Here is an 18,798-nt window from a genome sequence, read left to right on the forward strand (position 1 = left end):
AATCGACGCGTCCGCCGGGAGGTGGCAGCCCCGAGAGAGGGTGTGGCAGTTACCTGCGGAACTTTACATGTAGCCGAGGTCGCGCAGGCGCTCCATCAGGTCCTCTTTGTCCTGGGCGCGGCCCGCGCGTTCGGTCGTGTTGTCGAGGTCCTGCAGCCATGCGGGCTCCTCGTCGGCTTTCGTCGTGCTCACTTCGCTGCCGAGCGAGCGGAACCCCTCGAAGTACTTCGGCGAGACGGGGATGTCCTCGTGGGTGAGTCCGTTCGGCAGGTCGTCGTAGTCCTGCGGGACGTAGCCTTCGTCGGGGTACTCCTCGACGGTCTCCGGCACGACGAAGTGCCAGAACGCCTCCCAGACGTCGGCCTCGTCGAACTGGAGAATCGGCTGAATGCGGTCGTGCGGCGGGTAGATCTCGGGGTCGTGACGGGGACTGAAGAACGTCTCGTCGGCGCGCGCCTCCTGCTCGTCCCAGCGGATGCCGGAGATGACGCCGTCGATGTCGTACTCCTCGAGCGCGTTGTTGAGCGCGACGGTCTTCAGCAGGTGGTTGCCGACGTACGTGTCGAGCAGGAACGGGAAGTCGTCCTCCTCGTACTCCAAGATGTCGCGGATGTGGTGCTGGTTCTGCTCGTTGAGTCCGTCGACTGGGATGTCATCGCCCGGTTCGAGACCGTTCTCGTCGACGTACTCGCCGACGTTATCGTTACGCGCGTAGATGACCTCGAGGTCCCACTCGTCGGCCCAGCGCTCGACGAACTCCATCAATTCGTCGAAGTGCTGGTAGTGGTCGATGAACACCGCGGGCGGCTTTTCGAGGTCGAACCGCTCCGCAACCTCGTTGACGAAGTACAGCGTCAGCGTCGAGTCCTTCCCGCCGGTCCACATCACCGCGGGGTTCTCGTACTGTTCGAGGCCGGTCTTCGTCACCTCGATAGCTTTCTCTAGCTTGTGCTGGATGCTCGGATAGTCGGCCGCGGATTCACCTTCGCCGTCGGAGTAGTCTACGTCGAGGTACTCTGGGAAGCCTTCGGGCATCTCGTAATGAGATATAATTAGCGGAGTAAAGTGTCTTATGGCTCGTCGCAACGCGTGAGTGACGCTGTGTGTTATTCACACGCTCGGCCCATCGAACGCGCCGAAAGGCCGCGTATCCGCTCGGGTCGTCGTGTCGTCGGAGAAACTGCCGCGCGCCGCCGCTCAGTTGATGAACTTGTTGTCGCGCCAGTTGATGCCGTTGCCGCCAGAGTTGTTCTGCTGTGGGTTCTCGACGACTTCGACGCTCGCCGGTCGGATGTCACCCTCGACGATGCGGGTCGCACGGAGATCGCCGTCTTCCTCCGTAATCGCCGTGAGCGTCCCTTTTTCGGCGAGTTTCGCTATCTCGCACAACACCTGGAACATCGGGAACTGCAGCGCCGTGTTCTGCAACACCGTCTCGCGGTCGCCTTTGAAACAGGCGAACTCGACGAGTTCGGAGGGGATCTCCTCCTCTTCGTCCTGCGCCCACTGCGGGCCGCCGGCCCGCGGCGGCTCCTCCTCGTATACGCGCGTCTCCGTGACGCTGGCTTTGAGTTGCGCCGTCGGCGTGTACTTGCTCAGGCTCTCGTCGTCGGAGATCGCCTTGATGATGAGCGTGTTGTTTCGTCGGGTGATGTCGATATCGGCGATTTCTGTCGGAAGGTCGGGATTACCGTCGAAGTAATCCTCGACATCTTCGAGAGGCAGTTCCAGCGTCGAGTGAAGTCTATATACGCGGCCTGACATTTTTTGTGCTTCTGATGGGGGGATGGGTTGGTACTGCGCGCTACTGCGCAAATGCCGGTACGTGCGTCCACTAAGTGCGGTGGGCATATAGGGGCTACCCTTCTATTCAGAAATAATCCAGTTCGAACGAATTACGAACTTCCGAGCGTTGCCTCGAGTTCGCCGCGTTCGTCGAGTTCGGCGAGGATGTCGCTGCCGCCGACGAACTCGCCGTTGACGTACGTCTGGGGAATCGTCTCCCATCCGCTGTGCTCCGACAGTGCGGCGCGGTACTGGTCGAGCGCGGGGAGCACGTCCACCGTCTCGAACGCCTCTCGGTGCTGGCTGATGAGTTCGACCGCTCGCATCGAGTAGCCGCATTGCGGCATCAGCCGGTTACCCTTCATGAACAGGACGACGTCGTTCTCCTCGATGGTTTCGTCGACGCGCTGTTGGACCTCGTCGGCGCTGAGGTCGCTTCCCGGTTGGAAGGTCATGTGAGGAGGTACGATACCACGCCTGATAGGGGTTGCGCCCGAGTCGTCGTCCGGAGCGGGCGCTAACGCGCTCGTTCGAACATCCGTCGAGCGCCTCGCCGAGCGACAGTTTCCGGGGGCTTCGCGCTCACTCCTCGCCAACGCTGACGACGTTGATGAGCGAGTGGACGGGGACGCCGTCTATCTCCTCGATGCCTTGCTTGTCGACGATGACGACGGCCGCTTCCACCTTCCCGCCGTGGTCGCGGACCGCCTCGATAGTCTGACGCATCGTCGTGCCGCTCGTGATGATGTCGTCGACGACGTAGCAACTGCGGTCGCGGATCTGGGCGAAGTTCCGCGAGAAACTGCCGCCGAGATCCTCGATGTCCCCCTCCTCCCACTGGTGTTTCGCGGGTGCGAACGTCCCGAGGTCGGTGTCGAGTTCCCGGGCGACCACCGTCGCCAGCGGTGCGCCCGCCTTCTCGATGCCGATGGTGAGGTCCACGTCGTCGCCCTCCGTGCCGAGCAGGTCGGCCATCGCCCACGCGAGGTAACTGAGTCGGGCGCTGTCGCGGCCGACGGCGCTCCAGTCGATGTGGATGTCGTCGGGACCGGTGCCGCCGGACGGTGCGTCGCTCGTCGTCTCGGGCGCGGCGCTCGTCGCCCCGCTGCGCTCGACGAGCCAACTCGCCGTCTCGCGGGAGACGTTCAGTTCGTCGGCGATTTCGCCCTTCGAGAGGCCGCGCTCGGCCAACTCCGCTGCGCTGGAGATGAGGTCATCGACGTTCTTCATACGTACTGAATTGGATGGCGGTTTTTATAGTGGTGTCGTCGTCGTCGAATGCCCGCTCGAACTCGTCCAGTCCGTAGATTCCGGAGACGAGCGAGTCGAGCAGCCACTGCGGCATCGACGCCAGCGACTCCGTCGCCGCCTCGAAATGTTTGACGTGGGAGTTGACGCTCCCGACGAGCGCCTTGTTGTGGAGGACGAGTTCGCTGTGGAACGCCCCGCCGTCGACTTCGAACTCCCAGTCGCTCGGGACGCCCAGAAGCGCCGCGACGCCGTTAGGCGCGAGCGCGTGAACCGTCTCGAAGACGTGCTTCGGGTAGCCGGTCGCCTCGTAGACGAAATCCATCGGCTCGTGAACCTCGGGAATCTCGTCAACAGGCGTCTCCCGGGAGTCGACGTACGTCGCCCCGAGTTCCTCGATAACGTCGATGGTCGGGTCGGGTCTGTCGCGGCGGCCGAGACAGTAGAGATGGTCGGCGTCGTAGCCGTATTCGAGACCGAGCATCGCCAGGGTCAAAAGCCCTAGACTGCCGTTGCCGAGGACGAGCGCCGACTCGGGGTTCCACTCGAACGCCGACCGGGAGGCGTAGGCGTGCTCGATGGCTTTCTCGGAGATAGAGATAGGTTCGACGAGGAAGCCGACCGAAGCGAGCTCGTCGGGGATCGGCACGAGATACTCCTCGGGGCTGGTGAAGTACTCGGCCATGAAGCCGTGCGCGCCGTCGATACCGCGTTCGTGGTACTCGCCCGCCGGCGCCATGTCGGGTTCGCCCCGCTCGAAGTACTCGTTCATCCCGTTCGGCGGGCGGCGAACCGTCGGCACGACGACGTCGCCGCGTTCGAGGTCGGTCCCGTTGGGGTCTTCGACGACGCCGACGGCCTCGTGGCCGAGGACCAGGAACTCCTCGCCCTCGGGGAAGCCGCCGTGGCCCCCGTTCAACACCTCGTGGTCGGTTCCGTCGACGCCGACTCGAAGCGTTCGCACGAGCGCTTCACCCGCCGGCGGGTCCGGTTTCGGCACGTCGACGACGCTCGGTCGGCCGTCTCCCTCGTACACCGCTATCGCCTTCATGCCCGGCGGTAGGAGCCTGACCACCAAAACATTTATTCTCTCGCGAGTAAACACTATGTCTGTCGGTGAGCGCCGTACGCGACGCTTCAGCCCCGTCGCGTGACTCGCACCCGCGAACGTCATCCAGCCGGCCAGCCAGCCACGTGAGCGCTCACCGCACCCGTGCGTCTTTCCCGACCTCTCTTCACCGCTGAGCGCCGGTCTCTCCCGTTGTTCGACGGTCTCTCACCGTCGCTCGACGCTACGTCTCCTCCCTCAACGCGCGCAACGGACTTTATCCTCCTCGATACCCTACAGAGAGTCGTGTGCACACTCACCCTCGCGTGGCAGGTGTTCCCCGATGCCCCCGTCGTCGTCGCGGCCAACCGCGACGAGGCGTACGGACGGCCCTCCCAACCCCCGGCGCGCATCGAGGACGACCCGGCCGTCGTCGCTCCCCGCGACGCCGAAGCGGGCGGCACGTGGGTCGGCTACAACGAGCACGGCCTGTTCATCGGCATCACGAACCGCTGGACCGACGCCGACCCGGCCGCCGACCGGTCTCGCGGGCTGCTCGTCCGCGAGGCGCTCCGGCACGAAAGCGCCGAGGAGGCCGCCCGGTTCGTCGAACGCGAACTTGACGAGCGAAGCTACGATGGGTTCAACCTCGTCGTCGCCGACGCGATGGCGGCGTTTTGTTTCGAGTGGGACGGTCGCCTCCACGTCTCGCAGTTCGACCCCGGCGTCCACGTCGTCGTCAACGTCGGATTCGACGACTCCTTTACGATTCCCTCGTTCCGCTCGGAGGTCGGCGAACAGCAGGCCGAGAACGCCCGCCGCGTCCGCGAGGCACTCCAACCGGAACCTGGCGAATCTTCGGCGGCGTGGCACGACAGAGCGGCGTCCGTCCTCGCCGACCACGAGTACGGCGTCTGTATTCACGGGGACTCGTTCGGCACCCGCTCGTCGTCACTCATCGCCATCGGCGAGGGCGGCGCGAGCTATCGGTTCGCGGACGGCCCGCCCTGCGAGACGGCCTACGTACGGGTCGAAAGCCACATTTAAGCGGGTCGCGCGACGTGTATGGTGTATGAACCTGAGCACGCCCCAGACGGAGGTGTCCGCGTGAGCACCACGGACCTCGAATCCGACCTCACGGCGGACGAGCGCCGCGGACTTGAACTCATCCGCGAGACTCGGGGCATCCACCAGAGCGACTTCTGGAAGGAACTCGACATCGGCTCCCGGAAGGGAAGTCGCATCGCTGAGCGACTCGCCGAAACGGGTCTCATCAAGCGCTCGGAGACCGTCTACGATGGACACAACACCTACTTCCTCGAACCGGCGGCGCGCGACCTGAACTTCTCGCTGCTCATGGCCGGCGACATGCTCTCGCCGTATATCGGCGAGGAGGAGATAGACCCCAAGAGCGACGCGTTCTCGCAGTGGCTGATGAACCTCGCGTACGACGAGTACTGAACGCTCGCTCGGTTCGTGTTTTCGCCGCGGTCGCTACTGGGTTCTGAGATACATCGCCTTCGACGCTGGTCTGGTCTCCTCGAAACCGAAGCGCTCGTAGAAGCCGTCCACGTCGGCGACGAGGTTGACGTACGCGTTCGGCGGCGCGTCCTCGTCGAGGAACGCGACGAGTTCCTCCATGATCTTCGTTCCGAGGCCCTCACCCTGATGGTCGGGGTGGACGGCCATATCCACTATCTGGTAAACGGTGCCCCCGTCTCCGACGACGCGCCCCATCCCGACGGCCGTCTCAGTTCCGCCCGTCTCCACGGCGAACGCGGTCGCTGCGAATAGCGTGTTCGGCAGGCCGCGCTCGGCACCTTCCGGTGACCGTGACGACATGCCGGCGGCCTCGCGAAGCGAGAGATACGTCTCGACCGACGGTAGCGTCGGTCGAACGTCGTAGTGCATGCCAGAGAAACACCGCGAAAGGGGAGTTCGGTTTCGGTTCACCGCGGGAGGCGGGACGTCGATTACTCGACTTACTCGCTTACTCGGCTTCCTCGTCGTCGCTCGCCAGCAGGTCGTGTTCGGAGAGGTACGACTCGATCTCCTCGTTCGAGCGCTCGGTGTACTGCTCGGTCTCGACGTCGATGGTCGCGAGACCGACGCCTTCGGGTTCGAGCCCCTCGTCGTTCGACTCGGCCAACGCCGACAGCGCGAGACCGATGCCGCCGTCGAGGTCGGTGTCCTCGGTGTAGTGCTCTTCGAGGTAGTCGCGGATGTCAGCGCGGTCCGCGCCGACCGAGAGCGCCTTCCACTCGTACGGCGTCCCCGAGGGGTCCGTCTCGAAGAGGCGGGGTTCGCCCTTCTCGATGCCGCCGACGATGAGCGCGACGCCGAACGGCCGCGCGCCGCCGACCTGCGTGTACTGTTGGATGTGGTCGGTGACCTCCTTCGTCAGCGACTCGATGCCGATGGCCTCGCCGTAGCGGAGGCGGTTGACCTGCGCGCGCTGGCGCGCGAAGTCGATGAGTTGCCGAGCGTCGGCGACGTGGCCCGCCGAGGCGATGCCGACGTGCTCGTCGGCCTTGTGGAGTTTCTCCACGCTCGACGGCTCCATCAGCGGCGAGCGACTCCGCTTGTCCGCCGCCAGCACGACGCCGTCGGCCGTTCGGACGCCGATGCTTGCCGTTCCTCGCTTCACCGCCTCGCGCGCGTACTCGACCTGGTACAGACGGCCGTCGGGCGAGAAGATGGTGATGCCGCGGTCGTACGCCTGCTGTTGCGCTTGTCCCTGCATAAGTATCACTCGAAATCGAGTTCCGTCGCGCCGAGAACGCCCGAGGGGAGGCGGACGCAGCGTGCGTCGTCGCGTGCGACCGCCGTCCGCTCGGAGCCTTCGAACACGACGTGTCTCTTCTCGGAACGTGCGGCCGCGCCGCGTAAATACCTTTCTTCACAGGCGCGCACGGTCCCAGAGACGCCCCGGACCCGCACCCCGATTTCGTCGTCGTCGACGGCGTCCACGCAGGCGAGCGCGGCGCGCGCCTCGTCGACGTGACCTCGGCGGACGCGGACGACTGCCTCGCCCGTCCCGAGGCCGAGTTCGAAGCCGTAGACCGTGAGGTCGGCGTCGGCGCTCCCGGCGTCTCCCAGCAGGTTCTGGGCGGCGTACCAGAGTTCGCGCTGGAACGCGCCGCGGTCGAACTCGGCGTCGGGCCACGTCTCGATGCCGACCGCAAGATAGCGCCACCGCGGTCGGAGGTGTTTCGGCAGGTGCTTCATCGGCGTTCGGTTCAGGCCGCCGACTCGCTGTCGGCGTCGCTATCGACGCCGAACCGCTCGGCGACGAGCACGCCCACCTGGTCGTGGACGCGTTCGACCGCGGTCAGCGCGAACCCGGCGTCGGTGAGGCAGTCGACGAGGTGGCCGACCGTCGACGGATCGTCGACTTCGGGGCTGTAGAACGGCTCCTCGGGGTCGGGTTCGCCGAAGAACATCACGTCGCCGAGCACGAACTTCTGGGGTCCGAGACCCGAGATGACCTCGATGGCTTCGCGTTTTTCGTCGTCGGAGAGGTGGTGCATCGCGAAGTTCGAGACCACCACGTCGACTTCGCCGTCGTAGTCGGGTTCGCGGAACGACCCGCGGCCGAACTCGACGTTTTCTATTCTCTGTTTCTCGGCTTTTTGTTTCGCCTGCTCCATCATCCCCTCGCTGATGTCGCGGCCGACGACGCGCTTGGCATTTGGCGCGAGCGCCAGCGCGATCGCCCCGGTTCCGGTGCCCAAATCGAGCACCACATCGTCGGGACCGGGGTCGGCGTGGTTGACGACGAGCGACGCGCAGGCTTTGTACTCGTCGGAGTCCTGACTCTCGTCGTAGTCGGCGGCGATTTTCGAGAAGCGGGCGGCGTGTTCCTCAACCGTCTTCTTCATACCTGCCCCGTTCGACCCCCGGGGCTATGAACGACTCGGACGTTCGGTCGCGGTTTCGCGCGGCGAGGCGACCCCACTCGCGGAGTCCCGTCTCTATCTGGTCGGCCGAGAACCCGACTCGCTCGCCGACGGCGACGAGTTCGCGCGGCGCGCGCAGTTGGAGATGTGAGGAGGGATTCGCGCTGACGACGAACGGCACGTCGTAGTACTCGACGAGTTCGCGGAGTTTTCGGAGCGATTTGAGCGCCTGCACGCGCCGGCCGCCGTCGGCGCGGAGCACCCGCCGAAAGTCGAACTCGACGCGGACGCCGTTTCGTTTCGCGGATTTTGCGAGCACGTGGTTGAAGTCGCCGCCGGACATCGGCCGCGACAGCACGTCGATTCGCTCCTGCTCGGTAGCGAAGCGATTGAGCGCGTCGTCGCCGCCGCGAAGGATGAGGAGCGTCGTCTTCGGACGGAAGTTTCCGACCGCGCCGCTGGCCTGTTCGGGGCTCGCGGCAACGACTTCGACGGCGTCGACGACATCGACGTTATAGCGGTCGCTCGCGCGCTCGCAGGCGTCGGCGTCGGGTGTGCCCCGAAAGCGGACGACGACGCCCTCGAAGCCGTAGTCGGCCGCCGTACGGGCGAACCGCGAGGGGGTGCTGTCGCCATCGGGGTGCGCGTGGACCGCTTCGTACATCGTCTGTTATCGTTATCGTCGTAGTGGGTGCTTGTCGGTTTCGACACGGAGGACGGTGAGTTTCCAGCGACCAGAGATGCGTTGAAATACACACATCATGATAGTTCGACATGAAGCGCCGCGAAGCCCTATCTGCAATCAGCGTCTGCGTAACGACGCTCCTTGCGGGTTGTCTCGGTGATGGTGTCTTCGGCCCCGAAGAGGGCTGTCCCGACCTGAACATCGAAAACGAACGCACCTACGAACAGCGTGACGTGGGTGTGCTCGACGACAACGGAGTCGTTCTCGTCTCCTCGCGTGACGGCGTCGGCCGACTCGACGACCGTCAGTTCACCGACGAGGACGACGAGTGGGTGAACGAGACCGACTTCAGTACCGAGGTGCTGGTCGGCTTCAGTCATACCGGCGGTGGCAACGTGCGGGACTTCGAGCCGGGGATACTGGGCGTCGAAGAGAGGCCCGACCGGACCGTTCGAATCTATAGCTGCATTGAAGAACTGAGGCCGGGCGACGTCGCGTTCGTCTACACCGCGCTGCTCCGCGTTCGGTACGAGGACAAACCACCGACGCGCGCGACGCTCTCACACTGGACGGAAGGTGAGAAGGTGACCTACACGACTGGCGAGTAGCGAGTGTTAGGAAATCGGCGAATCGTGGTAACGAGGTTGCAACGCTGTTTGTCGTCTCTATCACGGCTCAGACAGTTTCTGCGGGAGCTACAAACCGCTACGGAGCTCTGGAGTGAATCGGAATTTGCCGAGCGAGTCAAATACGACTGCAGAGCGCACCGAGAGACCACACTGCCCATACCTCGGTCCTCCCCAACCTCGCGGTTGACATAAACGCCAGCCGCTCCACCGGAAGGGCGAAGCCCTTTCGAGCCTGCACTCACTTCGTTCGCGCAGACGCCACAGAGGGCGCTCCCGCCATGCGCCGCCGCAAATATCCTTTATTCGAACCGTCTCGGATTCTTCATCGCCTCCGCGACCCGAACCGCCGCGACGTTCTCGGGCACGTCGTGGACGCGGACGATGTCCGCGCTGCGTTCGACGGCCAGCGCGGTTCCCGCGACGGTTGCGTCGAGGTTGTCACCCGCCTCCTGTCCGACGAGTTCGAACATCGACTTGTGCGAGTGGCCGACGAGAATTGGACAGCCGAGCGCCTCGAACTCGGAGAGTCGAGACAGGAGTTCGAAGTTCTCGGACTTCGACTTCCCGAAGCCGAGACCCGGGTCGACGATGACGCGTTCTCTCGGGATACCAGCCTTCTCGGCCAGCAGCACGCGCTCGTTCAGTTCCTCGACGACGTCCTCGACCACGTCGTCGTACTCCACATTCCTGTCGGGGACGACGGGTGCGTCGATGCTGTGCATGACGATGACCGGAACCTCTCGCTCGGCGGCGAGAAACCGCATCTCCGGGTCTTCGAGACCGGTCACGTCGTTGAGGATGTCCGCGCCCGCGTCGAGCGCAGCCCGGCCGACTTCCGCCCGCCGCGTGTCGACGGAGATGGCCACGTCGAGGTCCGAAATCGCCTCGATAACCGGGACGACTCGTTGGATTTCGTCTTCGACCGATACGGGGTCCGCGCCGGGGCGGGTGCTCTCGCCGCCCACGTCGACGATGTCCGCGCCCGCCTTGACCATCGCCTGTGCTTGGGCGACGGCGGCGTCGGCGTCGAAGAACTCGCCGCCGTCGTGGAAGGAATCGGGCGTCACGTTCAGAATCCCCATCACCGACGCGCGCTCCTCCCACGGGTAGCCGTGTCGGGCGCGGGACGACTCGCTGCCGAGTTCGAGACGCTCGCGGAGCTCCCTCGCGACCTGCGAGAGACCGTACGGATGGTCGTCGAGTCCGTCGAGCAGGCGCTCGAACTGGTCGAACGTTCCGGCGAGCACTACGTCCTGTAGTTCGCCGTCGCTTCCGAGACCCGCGGCGACGCACTCGCCGCCGAGACGACCCATCTCGGTTTCGAGCGCCCGCGCCTGTCGATCTTCGACCTGCGTCTTCACGACGCGGTGGACGATGTCGTCGCGTTCGGCGTCGACCCGTTCGGGCGTCGCACCGGCGCGCTCCAGCGTCGTCCGCGCGTCAGTCGGCGAGTCGACTCTCTTCGGAATCTGCAGTCGCGTCCAGCGCCGCCGCGCCTCCGCGACGCAGAACAGCGAGCCGGTGAGGAGCACGCAGTCGTCTGGACCGGCGCGCTCGAGCGCGCTCGACAGCGCGTCGGTGACGGCGTCGACGCTCTCGACCGTCTCGACGCCCGCGCGCTCGAAGACGCGCGCGAGGATTTCGGGGTCCTCTGCTCGACTAAGGTCCGGCCTGCACGTCGTCACCGAGTCGGGCGTCGGCAGCGCGGCGGCCATCTCGCGGTGGTTCTTGTCGTGCATTGCGCCGAAGGCGAGGTGGAGGTTCTCGTAGTCGAATTCGGAGAGGACGGCGGCGAGTTCGACGAACGCACCCGGGTTGTGCGCGCCGTCGAGGACGACCATCGGATCTCGTTGCATCACCTCGAATCTGCCAGGCCAGTGGGCGTTGCGGAGGCCGCGGGCGACCGTCTCCGCGTCGAGTTCGACGTCGACCTCGTCGGCCGCCTGTCGAGCGAGCGCGACGGCGACGCCCGCGTTCTTCGCCTGGTACGCGCCGAGCATCGGTACTCGAGCCTCGACTGCGAGGGAATCCCAGTCCGTCGAGACGGCGACGACGGACTCGGTGTGGTTGACGCGGCCCTCGTAGCTCACTCGAACGTCGGGATCGGCGGGCGCGTCCGAGTCGTTCGGATCGGCGACGGTGAGTACGTCGCCGGCCTGCGCGCGGACGGCGTCGAGCGCGTCGCCCGTCGCGGCGGTGACCAGCGGTCGGTCGGCGGGCGCGACGTGGGCTTTCGTCGTCGCGATCTCCTCGATGGTGTCGCCGAGCACCGCCGTGTGTTCGAGCGTGACGTTCGTGACGGCGCTGGCGACGGGGTCGACGACGCTCGTCGCGTCGAGTTCTCCGCCCATCCCGACTTCGAGAACCGCGATATCGACGTCGCTGCGGCCGAAGTACCAGAGGCCGAGCGCCGTGACGGTCTCGAAGAAGGTGAGCGGTTCCCCAGCGGCCGCGCGGTCGACTAAATACGGCTTGGCCTCGGCGACGAACTCGCAGAGCGCGGACTCGGTCATCTTCCGTCCGTCGACGCGGACGCGTTCGCGAAGCGAGTCGAAGTGCGGCGAGGTGTAGAGACCGACGTTGCATCCCGCCTCCCGGAGCGTCGACTCCACCATCCGCGCGGTGCTGCCTTTCCCGTTCGACCCCGCGACCTGGACGAAACGGACATCCTCGTGGGGGTCGCCGAGGTGGTCGAGCAGCGCCCGGACCGACTCGGTCCCGGGCTTTACCTGAAAGCGGCGGAGGTCGAAGAGAAAGTTCGCCGCCTCGTAGTACTCCATGCATCGTCCGAGTTTGCGACTCCGCTTAGGCCTATCGGACCGTCTACTGCGGGTTCCCGGATTCGCTGTACGGCAGTCGTAACGCGGCTTCGTCTCGGCAGTCGGCAGCGACCTTGTCAATACCAGCAGCCGAGATATCCGTCCAAACCCGGTATCTCCGGTCAAGACTTTCATGAGTTACGTTGTGTTTTCGCTGCTCGACATCGGTGTGGTGATGGCGTTCGCCGACTGGTCGCCGTCGGCGCAGACCCTCGCCGTCGCCGTCGCGTTCTTCGTTGCGTTCTTCGCCATCAATCGATTGAAGCCGATAGTCGAGAAGCGCTACGATTCGGACATCGCCGAGATGGTGATGGTGACGTTTCTCGTCGCCGACCTCGCGGTGGCAGTGCTGGCGCTGGCGACTGTCTGGAACCTCGTCGTCGTCTTCGACGTGCTTGCGCAGGCGATTTTGGTCGATCGGTGGACGGCGGTCAGACAGGTCGTGAGCGTGGCGGTGCTCGCGACGGCGTATCTCGTCGTCCGGTTGGTCAACCGTTCTATCGACCGGTTGGCGGGCGCGGACGCGCTGACGAAACACCAGAGCGAAGTTGCCTACCACGTCACCAACGTCGGCATCTTCGCGTTCGGTATCGCCGTACTACTGTATCTCTGGGGCATCAAACTCGGGAACCTGTTTATCGGCGCGGGCGTCGCCAGCGCCGTCGTCGGCCTCGCCGCCCGCGAGACGCTCGCAGCGATAATCGCGGGGTTCGTCCTCCTGCTCTCGCGGCCGTTCCGCGCGGGCGACTGGGTGGAAGTCGACGGCCGGTCCGGCATCGTCGAAGACATCACCATCATCAACACGAAACTGCGGACGTACAGCGACGAACACCTCCTCGTCCCGAACGACCACATCACGAACAACCAGTTGATGAACTACTCGCGCAGCGACCGTCTCCGCATCGAACTGGAAATCGGCGTCGACTACGACGCCGACCTCTCGCAGGCGCAGGAGGTCGCGGAGTCGGCGATGAAGGAGATAGATATCGTCCGCGACGTACCTTCGCCGCGGGCCGTTCCCGACGAGTTCGGCGCCTCGTCTATCGTACTCGAGCTCCGATTCTGGATCGGCGAACCGACGATGCGTCGGAAGTGGCAGGCGAAGGGGTCGGTCATAGAGGCGGTGAAGACAGCCTACGAGGAGGCGGAGATCTCGATTCCGTTCCCGCAGCGGGTTCACTCTCCACGAAACGGCTCTCCGGCACAGTCGTCGGAGGTCACCGCTCACACCGACGACTGAGTGCGACAACGAGTCTCGTGGCGGCCGTGGGGTCAAAAACACCCTGAATCGACAAGCCCACGTCCGTTGCGTCTGCGCAGTCATTATTTACACGAAATGCTCGGAACCCTCAGTGTCGGTCGCAAGGCGGCGAAGTACGGCTACAAAAAGTACGGCGTCCCCGGTGCCGTTGTCGCCGGAGGTGCCGCCGCCGGCGGCGTCTACGTCGCCAAGAAGTCGCTCAAATCGAAGTTCGGTGGCGAGGCCGCGACTCTCGACGAGGCGGCGAGCGGTGGCGCGAACGCAGACGCCGACGACTCGGCGGAGACCGACGCCGCCGAACGCGAGGACGTGGACAGACACGAAGATGTCGACGAGAACGAGGTCGACGACTCGCGCGACGCAGGTGCGAACGGCTCGGACGAGACGTAAGCGGACGAATTGATGCAGACGGTGAAACTCGGCAGCGTCAAACCTACCCCAACGAATACTATTCTCCGCGTGGCGTATTTTGTGTGACGGATTACACACTGCACGAACCTACGATTCGCGGCGCAACCAAGGACGCGCCGAACCGCGCGCTCTCTGAGGAGGACTTCGCCACCGACGACCTCGCCGATCTCGACGACCACTACCTGTTGTCGACGTCCGGCATCCCGCCGGAGTCGTTCGAGGACCTCTACCTCCCGGTCGTCCACCTCGACCAGCGATTGAGCCTCCCGCTGCTCAGACAGGCGCTCAACGACGTGGAGACGTTGGACGACATCGACGCCGAGACGAAAACAGAGACGATAAACCTGCTCCACGACCTCGGCGAGTGTTTCCCGAACGATAGTCTGCGAAACGACGACCAGTAGCGTCGACGGTCGCCCGAACTCGACTACTCGGGTTGGGGTCGTTCCTGTTCTCGCCGCGCGCTCCGGTCGCTGTCCAAGACCAGACCGAGCGTCAGGAAGGCGCTGCCGAGGGCGACCCAGACGGGTGTCGAACCGGTGTCGCCGACGACACCCATGTACGTCCCGATGCTGAGAAACGCGATGCCGAGGACCAAAAACGCAACGTGCATGGTAGCATTTCGCACGATGTCGTGATAAAACTACGCCCGAGACTCTCTCTGTGAGTGATGGGTTCGTGTGTTCTCTCACTTCCGTTCGGTCGTGGCGGAAACACCGTCGTTCCGCTTCGCTCCACGACGAGCTTTAGACCTCCTTCGCTCAGTCGTGTCTAAAGCACCCTGACTTCGCGCTGCTCGTCACGAGTTTCGCCCACTAATCGTGGCGGAAACACCGCTGCCCGGTGAACACCATCACCATGTCGTGCTCGTCGGCGGCGGCAACGACGTCGTCGTCGTTGACGGAGCCGCCGGGCTGAATCACGGCGTCGATACCTGCTTTCGCTGCTTCCTCGATGCCGTCGGGGAACGGGAAGAACGCGTCGGAGGCCATCACCGCGCCGTCGGCGGATTTGCCCTCGGCGTGCTCGTCGGCTTTCATCGCCGCCAGCCGAACGGCGTCGACGCGACTCACTTGACCCATGCCGACGCCGACCGTCTCTGTGCCGTCGGCAAAGAGGATGCCGTTCGACTTGACGTGCTTCAGCACCTTCCACGCGAACAGCATCGTCTCCAGTTGCTCGTCGGTCGGTTCGCGCTCGGTGACGACTTCGAGGTCGTCGACGGTCGGCGACCAGAGGTCGCGCTCCTGGACGAGTCGGCCGCCGACGATGGGTTTCTCGGTGAAGTGCTCCGTCACCTCGCCGAGTTCGCCGACATCCAACACCCGGAGGTTCTTCTTCTCGGTCAGCACCGAGAGCGCGTCGTCGGTGTAACCGGGCGCGACGACGACCTCCTTGAACGAGTCGACGGCGAGTTCGGCCGTCTCGGCGTCGCACTCGCGGTTGAGGGCGACGATACCCCCGAAGGCGCTCATCGGATCCGTCGACAGCGCCTTCTCGTACGCCGCCACAAGCGTGTCGGCGGTGGCGCAACCGGCAGGGTTCGTGTGCTTGATGACCGCGGCGGCGGGTTCGTCGAACTCCTTGATGAGGTTGAGCGCGCCGTCGGCGTCGTTGTAGTTATTGTACGATAGCGCCTTCGCGCCATCGTTCAACTGCGGCGCGCTGACGACGTTCGCCTCCTCGCAGGCGTCGTCGACGTAGACGGCGGCGTCCTGGTGGGGGTTCTCGCCGTAGCGCAAGGTGTCGCCGCGGCGTTCGGAGACGACCCGCCGGGCGGGGAGGTCGCCTCCCTCGTCGCCCTCGATGGAGACGCGACCCGACTCCGAGTCGACGGTCACACGGTCCTCGGCGAACCACCGAACTGCGCGGGGGTAGGCGGCGAACTCGGCGTCGTAGAGCACGCGCTCTTTCAGCGACGCCTCGTCGTCGTCCTCGAAGACGGGAACCGCCTCCTGCGTGACGATGGGACCGGCGTCGACCTCCTCGGTGACCACGTGGACCGTGCAACCGGTCGTGCGGACATCAGACTCTAGAACCTGCTCGTGGGCGTCGTTGCCGGGGAACGACGGCAGCAAGGACGGATGAACGTTCAGCGTCGTCGGCGCGGCGTCGAGAAACTCGTTCGTGAGCACGCGCATGTAGCCGTCGAGGCAGACAAGGTCGAACTCGTACTCTTCGAGCGCGTCGAGGATACGCCGCTCGTGAGACTCGCGGGATTCGTCTGCCTCGCGTTCGACGCTCTCGGTCGGGATGCCGCGCTCGGCGGCCGCGTCGAGCACCGGCGCGTCGTCGTGGTTCGACAGCACGACGCTCAACTCCGCACCACCGGGTGCCGCGTCGGCGATATGCCGAAGGTTCCGTCCACGATTACTCGCCAAACCCGCAATCCGTAGCATACGAGAGACGCCCACCGCCGTGGGAAAAACAGTTGCGGTCCGTCGAGCGATATTATGCAAGTAGTTGTATAGAAAAGGTGAATGCTGAGGCGACAAGCCGACACAGTATGCACACAAGTGGATTTCACTCATCGACACGCTTTTGCCGCGTCCGCGGGCACTCCCGAGCATGACAGACCTCTCTCGGAACGACCCGCTGTCGGCCGTGTCGCCGGTCGACGGTCGGTACGCGCGCCGAACGACGCCGCTGGTCCCCTACGCCAGCGAGTCGGCGCTGATGCGCGCCCGCGTCCGCGTCGAAGCCGAGTACCTCGTCGCGCTCGCCGACCTCGACGCGACGCCGCTCTCGCTCGACGCCGCAGAACGCGCCGCCCTCGGCGACTGCTACGAGTCGTTCGACGGCGACGACGCGTGCCTTGTCAAGCGCCTCGAAACCGAGGGAACCGAGGAGTACGCGGCGACGAACCACGACGTGAAAGCCGTCGAGTACTTCCTGCGGATTCATCTCGGCGAATCCTCGAAGGTCGACGACGCCGAACGGCTTCACCCGTGGATTCACTTCGGCCTGACGAGCGAGGATGTGAACAACCTCGCCCAGCGCCTGCTCGTCAAACCCGCCGTCGACGACGTGTTGCTCCCGGCGCTCGCCGACGTTCGCGACGAACTCACGGCGCTGGCGCGGGACCACCGCGCGACGCCGATGCTCGCGCGGACCCACGGCCAACCCGCGACGCCGACGACGTTCGGCAAGGAGATGGCCGTCGTCGCCGCCCGCCTCGGTCGGCAGATGGGCCGCATCCGGGAAGCGAACGACGCGCTCTCGGGCAAGTTGGCCGGCGCGTCGGGGACTTACGCCGCCCACGTCGCCGCCTACCCCGACGTTGACTGGCGCGCGTTCTCCGAGTCGTTCGTCGAGTCGCTGGGCCTCTGCCACACCGCGCTGACGACGCAGGTCAACCCGTGCGACGACCTTTCTACCCTTTTCGACGCGCTCCGCGGCGCGAACAACGTGCTGCTCGATTTGGACCGCGACGTGTGGCTCTACGTCTCGGACCGCTACCTCGGCCAGCGAACCGTCGAGGGCGAGACGGGGTCGTCGACGATGCCGCACAAGGTCAACCCCATCGACTTCGAGAACAGCGAGGGCAACCTCTCGAAGGCGAACTCGGATCTGACGTTCCTCGCTGACTACGTCACCACTTCGCGCCTCCAGCGCGACCTCTCGGATTCGACGGTCAAACGAAATATCGGCGCGGCGTTCGCGCACTGTCTCATTGGCTACCGGAAGACGGAGACGGGACTCGGCAAGGTCGTCCCGAACGAGCACGTGATGCGCGAGGAACTGGAGGCGACGCCCGAAATCATCGGCGAGGCCGTCCAGACTATCCTCCGGCGCGAGGGCGACACCGAGGCGTACGAGCGCGTGAAGGAACTCACCCGCGGCCGCGACGTGACCATCGAGGAGTTCCGCGCGCTGTTCGACGAACTCGACGTCTCTCCGCAGGTTCGCGACGAACTGCGTTCGCTCTCACCCGCCGGATACACCGGCGTCGCGGACGAACTCGTCGGCGAACTGGACGGGGACTGAGGAAGGGGAGCGTCGCCGGGTCGCCGTCCGCGACGCGGAGAAGATATTTATCCTGTCACGAAAACTGACGGATATGGTCTCCGACCACAGCCCATCCAGTGCACAGACCCACGGCGGGTGCGAGAAGTGCGGCCACGACGAAGCGACGACGGACTCGATCTCGACGACCGGCAGCGGTCTCTCGAAGTTCTTCGATATCCAGAACAGGAAGTTCACGGTCGTCTCGTGTACGAACTGTGGATACTCCGAACTCTACCGCGGGCAGTCGAGCGGCAACGTCGTCGACATCTTCCTCGGTTGAGACGCCCCGACTCTCCCGAGACGAATACTGATTTTTTACGCTCACAGCGGCGACTAATCGCTGACCGTTCTCGATGGATTCGAGGAGGTGCTACCGCGCGTTTCGGAGAGTCGCTCAAAAGCGTAATCGGAGGGCCGCCGTCTAGGTCTCTGGCATCGAAGACGTCGAGTTCGCCTCTGCGAAGACGGCGCTAGGAACTGTGTCCTTTGACCTGTACCTCTACAAACGAGTCGTTACCACAGACCCGACACTCTTCGGGAGCTTGATAGCGTGCGTACACGACCGAACACATCTCACACGCGTGGAGCGGCCGGCCGAGCTGATTGTATTGGTCCGACATAGTACGGAGTACGGTCCGGTTATCCAAAAGCGTCGCCGAAAATCAGCAGGACTCGGCGGAGAATCGGGCGACAAACGTGGCGTTTCTGTTCGGCCCGAGGGTTCAGTTCGTCCGAATCCGCTGGCCGGTGTCCGTCCGACTGTGTCGACCCGCGGCCCGACAAACGCTTATCTCTCTCGCCCTCCTCTGCGGAGAGAACTCATGGGAATCTTCAACGAGTTGGGGCGACAAGTCGAGCGCTTCAAACAAACCGCGGAGAACTCAGCCGAGGAGAGCACAGCGTACCAGTGTCGGGCGTGTGATGCACGGTTCCACACGCATCACGACCAGTGTCCGGAGTGCGGATCGGAGCAGGTCGAATCGACAACGACTGGGGAGTAACTAA

The 18,798-nt window shown here is 64.7% G+C and carries 21 protein-coding genes; 8 read left to right on the forward strand and 13 right to left on the reverse strand.

Annotated features, from left to right (window positions below):
- Window positions 1-63 precede the first annotated feature (63 nt).
- From LAQ58_RS09840 to LAQ58_RS09860, 5 genes are all read right to left on the reverse strand, one after another.
- Window positions 64-1,035: a phosphoadenosine phosphosulfate reductase family protein gene (locus tag LAQ58_RS09840; protein WP_224447268.1), complete on the reverse strand. Its 972-nt coding sequence runs from the start codon at window positions 1,033-1,035 to the stop codon at window positions 64-66.
- A gap of 162 nt (window positions 1,036-1,197) precedes the next feature.
- Window positions 1,198-1,764: a DUF7110 family protein gene (locus tag LAQ58_RS09845; protein WP_224447269.1), complete on the reverse strand. Its 567-nt coding sequence runs from the start codon at window positions 1,762-1,764 to the stop codon at window positions 1,198-1,200.
- A gap of 131 nt (window positions 1,765-1,895) precedes the next feature.
- On the reverse strand, window positions 1,896-2,240 hold the full coding sequence (locus tag LAQ58_RS09850) for a glutaredoxin family protein (RefSeq protein WP_224447270.1): 345 nt from the start codon (window positions 2,238-2,240) through the stop codon (window positions 1,896-1,898).
- Window positions 2,241-2,367: 127 nt separating this feature from the next.
- A complete protein-coding gene (gene gfcR / locus LAQ58_RS09855; protein WP_224447271.1) occupies window positions 2,368-3,015 on the reverse strand; it encodes a transcriptional regulator GfcR in 648 nt (215 codons plus the stop codon).
- On the reverse strand, window positions 2,999-4,084 hold the full coding sequence (locus tag LAQ58_RS09860) for a glucose 1-dehydrogenase (RefSeq protein ID WP_224447272.1): 1,086 nt from the start codon (window positions 4,082-4,084) through the stop codon (window positions 2,999-3,001). Before LAQ58_RS09860 ends, gfcR begins: the two co-directional genes overlap by 17 nt.
- A 303-nt stretch (window positions 4,085-4,387) precedes the next feature.
- Here LAQ58_RS09860 and LAQ58_RS09865 point away from each other — a divergent pair, with 303 nt between their 5' ends.
- Window positions 4,388-5,128, forward strand: a complete 741-nt coding sequence (locus LAQ58_RS09865; RefSeq protein WP_224447273.1) for an NRDE family protein — start codon at window positions 4,388-4,390, stop codon at window positions 5,126-5,128.
- Between the two features lie 18 nt (window positions 5,129-5,146).
- A complete protein-coding gene (locus LAQ58_RS09870) occupies window positions 5,147-5,542 on the forward strand; it encodes a helix-turn-helix transcriptional regulator (protein WP_425490646.1) in 396 nt (131 codons plus the stop codon).
- 33 nt (window positions 5,543-5,575) lie between these two features.
- Here the strand turns inward: LAQ58_RS09870 and LAQ58_RS09875 are convergent, their stop codons facing one another.
- The 5 genes from LAQ58_RS09875 to LAQ58_RS09895 all read right to left on the reverse strand — a co-directional run bounded on the left by LAQ58_RS09875 (window position 5,576) and on the right by LAQ58_RS09895 (window position 8,644).
- Window positions 5,576-5,992, reverse strand: coding sequence for a GNAT family N-acetyltransferase (locus LAQ58_RS09875; RefSeq protein ID WP_224447275.1), 417 nt, complete (start codon window positions 5,990-5,992; stop codon window positions 5,576-5,578).
- A 79-nt stretch (window positions 5,993-6,071) separates the two neighbouring features.
- On the reverse strand, window positions 6,072-6,824 hold the full coding sequence (gene psmA, locus LAQ58_RS09880) for an archaeal proteasome endopeptidase complex subunit alpha (RefSeq protein ID WP_224447276.1): 753 nt from the start codon (window positions 6,822-6,824) through the stop codon (window positions 6,072-6,074).
- A gap of 5 nt (window positions 6,825-6,829) precedes the next feature.
- A complete protein-coding gene (locus tag LAQ58_RS09885) occupies window positions 6,830-7,309 on the reverse strand; it encodes an Rpp14/Pop5 family protein (RefSeq protein WP_224447277.1) in 480 nt (159 codons plus the stop codon).
- 11 nt (window positions 7,310-7,320) lie between these two features.
- The gene (locus LAQ58_RS09890; RefSeq protein WP_224447278.1) at window positions 7,321-7,962 is read right to left on the reverse strand and encodes a class I SAM-dependent methyltransferase; all 642 of its coding nucleotides are present in this window, start codon (window positions 7,960-7,962) and stop codon (window positions 7,321-7,323) included.
- Window positions 7,946-8,644 carry an RNase P subunit p30 family protein gene (locus LAQ58_RS09895; protein WP_224447279.1) on the reverse strand — a complete coding sequence of 233 codons (699 nt, stop codon included), beginning with the start codon at window positions 8,642-8,644 and terminating at the stop codon, window positions 7,946-7,948. Before LAQ58_RS09895 ends, LAQ58_RS09890 begins: the two co-directional genes overlap by 17 nt.
- 110 nt (window positions 8,645-8,754) lie before the next feature.
- On the opposite strand from LAQ58_RS09895, the gene LAQ58_RS09900 reads away from it, so the two are divergent.
- Window positions 8,755-9,273 (forward strand): hypothetical protein, encoded by a 519-nt coding sequence (locus tag LAQ58_RS09900; RefSeq protein ID WP_224447280.1) that lies wholly within the window; start codon window positions 8,755-8,757, stop codon window positions 9,271-9,273.
- Between the two features lie 320 nt (window positions 9,274-9,593).
- On the opposite strand, the gene folP is transcribed toward LAQ58_RS09900, so the two are convergent.
- Window positions 9,594-12,074 (reverse strand): dihydropteroate synthase, encoded by a 2,481-nt coding sequence (gene folP / locus LAQ58_RS09905; protein WP_224447281.1) that lies wholly within the window; start codon window positions 12,072-12,074, stop codon window positions 9,594-9,596.
- 172 nt (window positions 12,075-12,246) lie between these two features.
- Between folP and LAQ58_RS09910 the strand changes: the two genes are divergently transcribed.
- From LAQ58_RS09910 to LAQ58_RS09920, 3 genes are all read left to right on the forward strand, one after another.
- Window positions 12,247-13,353, forward strand: a complete 1,107-nt coding sequence (locus tag LAQ58_RS09910; protein ID WP_224447282.1) for a mechanosensitive ion channel family protein — start codon at window positions 12,247-12,249, stop codon at window positions 13,351-13,353.
- Window positions 13,354-13,449: 96 nt separating this feature from the next.
- Complete coding sequence (locus LAQ58_RS09915; RefSeq protein ID WP_224447283.1) at window positions 13,450-13,764, forward strand: hypothetical protein; 315 nt, start codon at window positions 13,450-13,452, stop codon at window positions 13,762-13,764.
- 83 nt (window positions 13,765-13,847) lie between these two features.
- Window positions 13,848-14,189 carry a hypothetical protein gene (locus LAQ58_RS09920; protein ID WP_224447284.1) on the forward strand — a complete coding sequence of 114 codons (342 nt, stop codon included), beginning with the start codon at window positions 13,848-13,850 and terminating at the stop codon, window positions 14,187-14,189.
- Between the two features lie 23 nt (window positions 14,190-14,212).
- On the opposite strand, the gene LAQ58_RS09925 is transcribed toward LAQ58_RS09920, so the two are convergent.
- Both LAQ58_RS09925 and purH read right to left on the reverse strand, forming a co-directional pair.
- On the reverse strand, window positions 14,213-14,398 hold the full coding sequence (locus LAQ58_RS09925) for a hypothetical protein (protein WP_224447285.1): 186 nt from the start codon (window positions 14,396-14,398) through the stop codon (window positions 14,213-14,215).
- Window positions 14,399-14,600: 202 nt separating this feature from the next.
- Window positions 14,601-16,184 (reverse strand): bifunctional phosphoribosylaminoimidazolecarboxamide formyltransferase/IMP cyclohydrolase, encoded by a 1,584-nt coding sequence (gene purH / locus LAQ58_RS09930; RefSeq protein WP_224447286.1) that lies wholly within the window; start codon window positions 16,182-16,184, stop codon window positions 14,601-14,603.
- A 169-nt stretch (window positions 16,185-16,353) separates the two neighbouring features.
- Here purH and purB point away from each other — a divergent pair, with 169 nt between their 5' ends.
- Both purB and LAQ58_RS09940 read left to right on the forward strand, forming a co-directional pair.
- Window positions 16,354-17,772 carry an adenylosuccinate lyase gene (gene purB / locus LAQ58_RS09935; RefSeq protein ID WP_224447287.1) on the forward strand — a complete coding sequence of 473 codons (1,419 nt, stop codon included), beginning with the start codon at window positions 16,354-16,356 and terminating at the stop codon, window positions 17,770-17,772.
- 73 nt (window positions 17,773-17,845) lie between these two features.
- The gene (locus tag LAQ58_RS09940; protein ID WP_224447288.1) at window positions 17,846-18,073 is read left to right on the forward strand and encodes a zinc ribbon domain-containing protein; all 228 of its coding nucleotides are present in this window, start codon (window positions 17,846-17,848) and stop codon (window positions 18,071-18,073) included.
- Window positions 18,074-18,798 lie beyond the last annotated feature (725 nt).

This window comes from Haloprofundus salilacus (assembly GCF_020150815.1).
In the GTDB taxonomy this organism is placed as follows: Archaea; Halobacteriota; Halobacteria; order Halobacteriales; family Haloferacaceae; genus Haloprofundus; species Haloprofundus salilacus.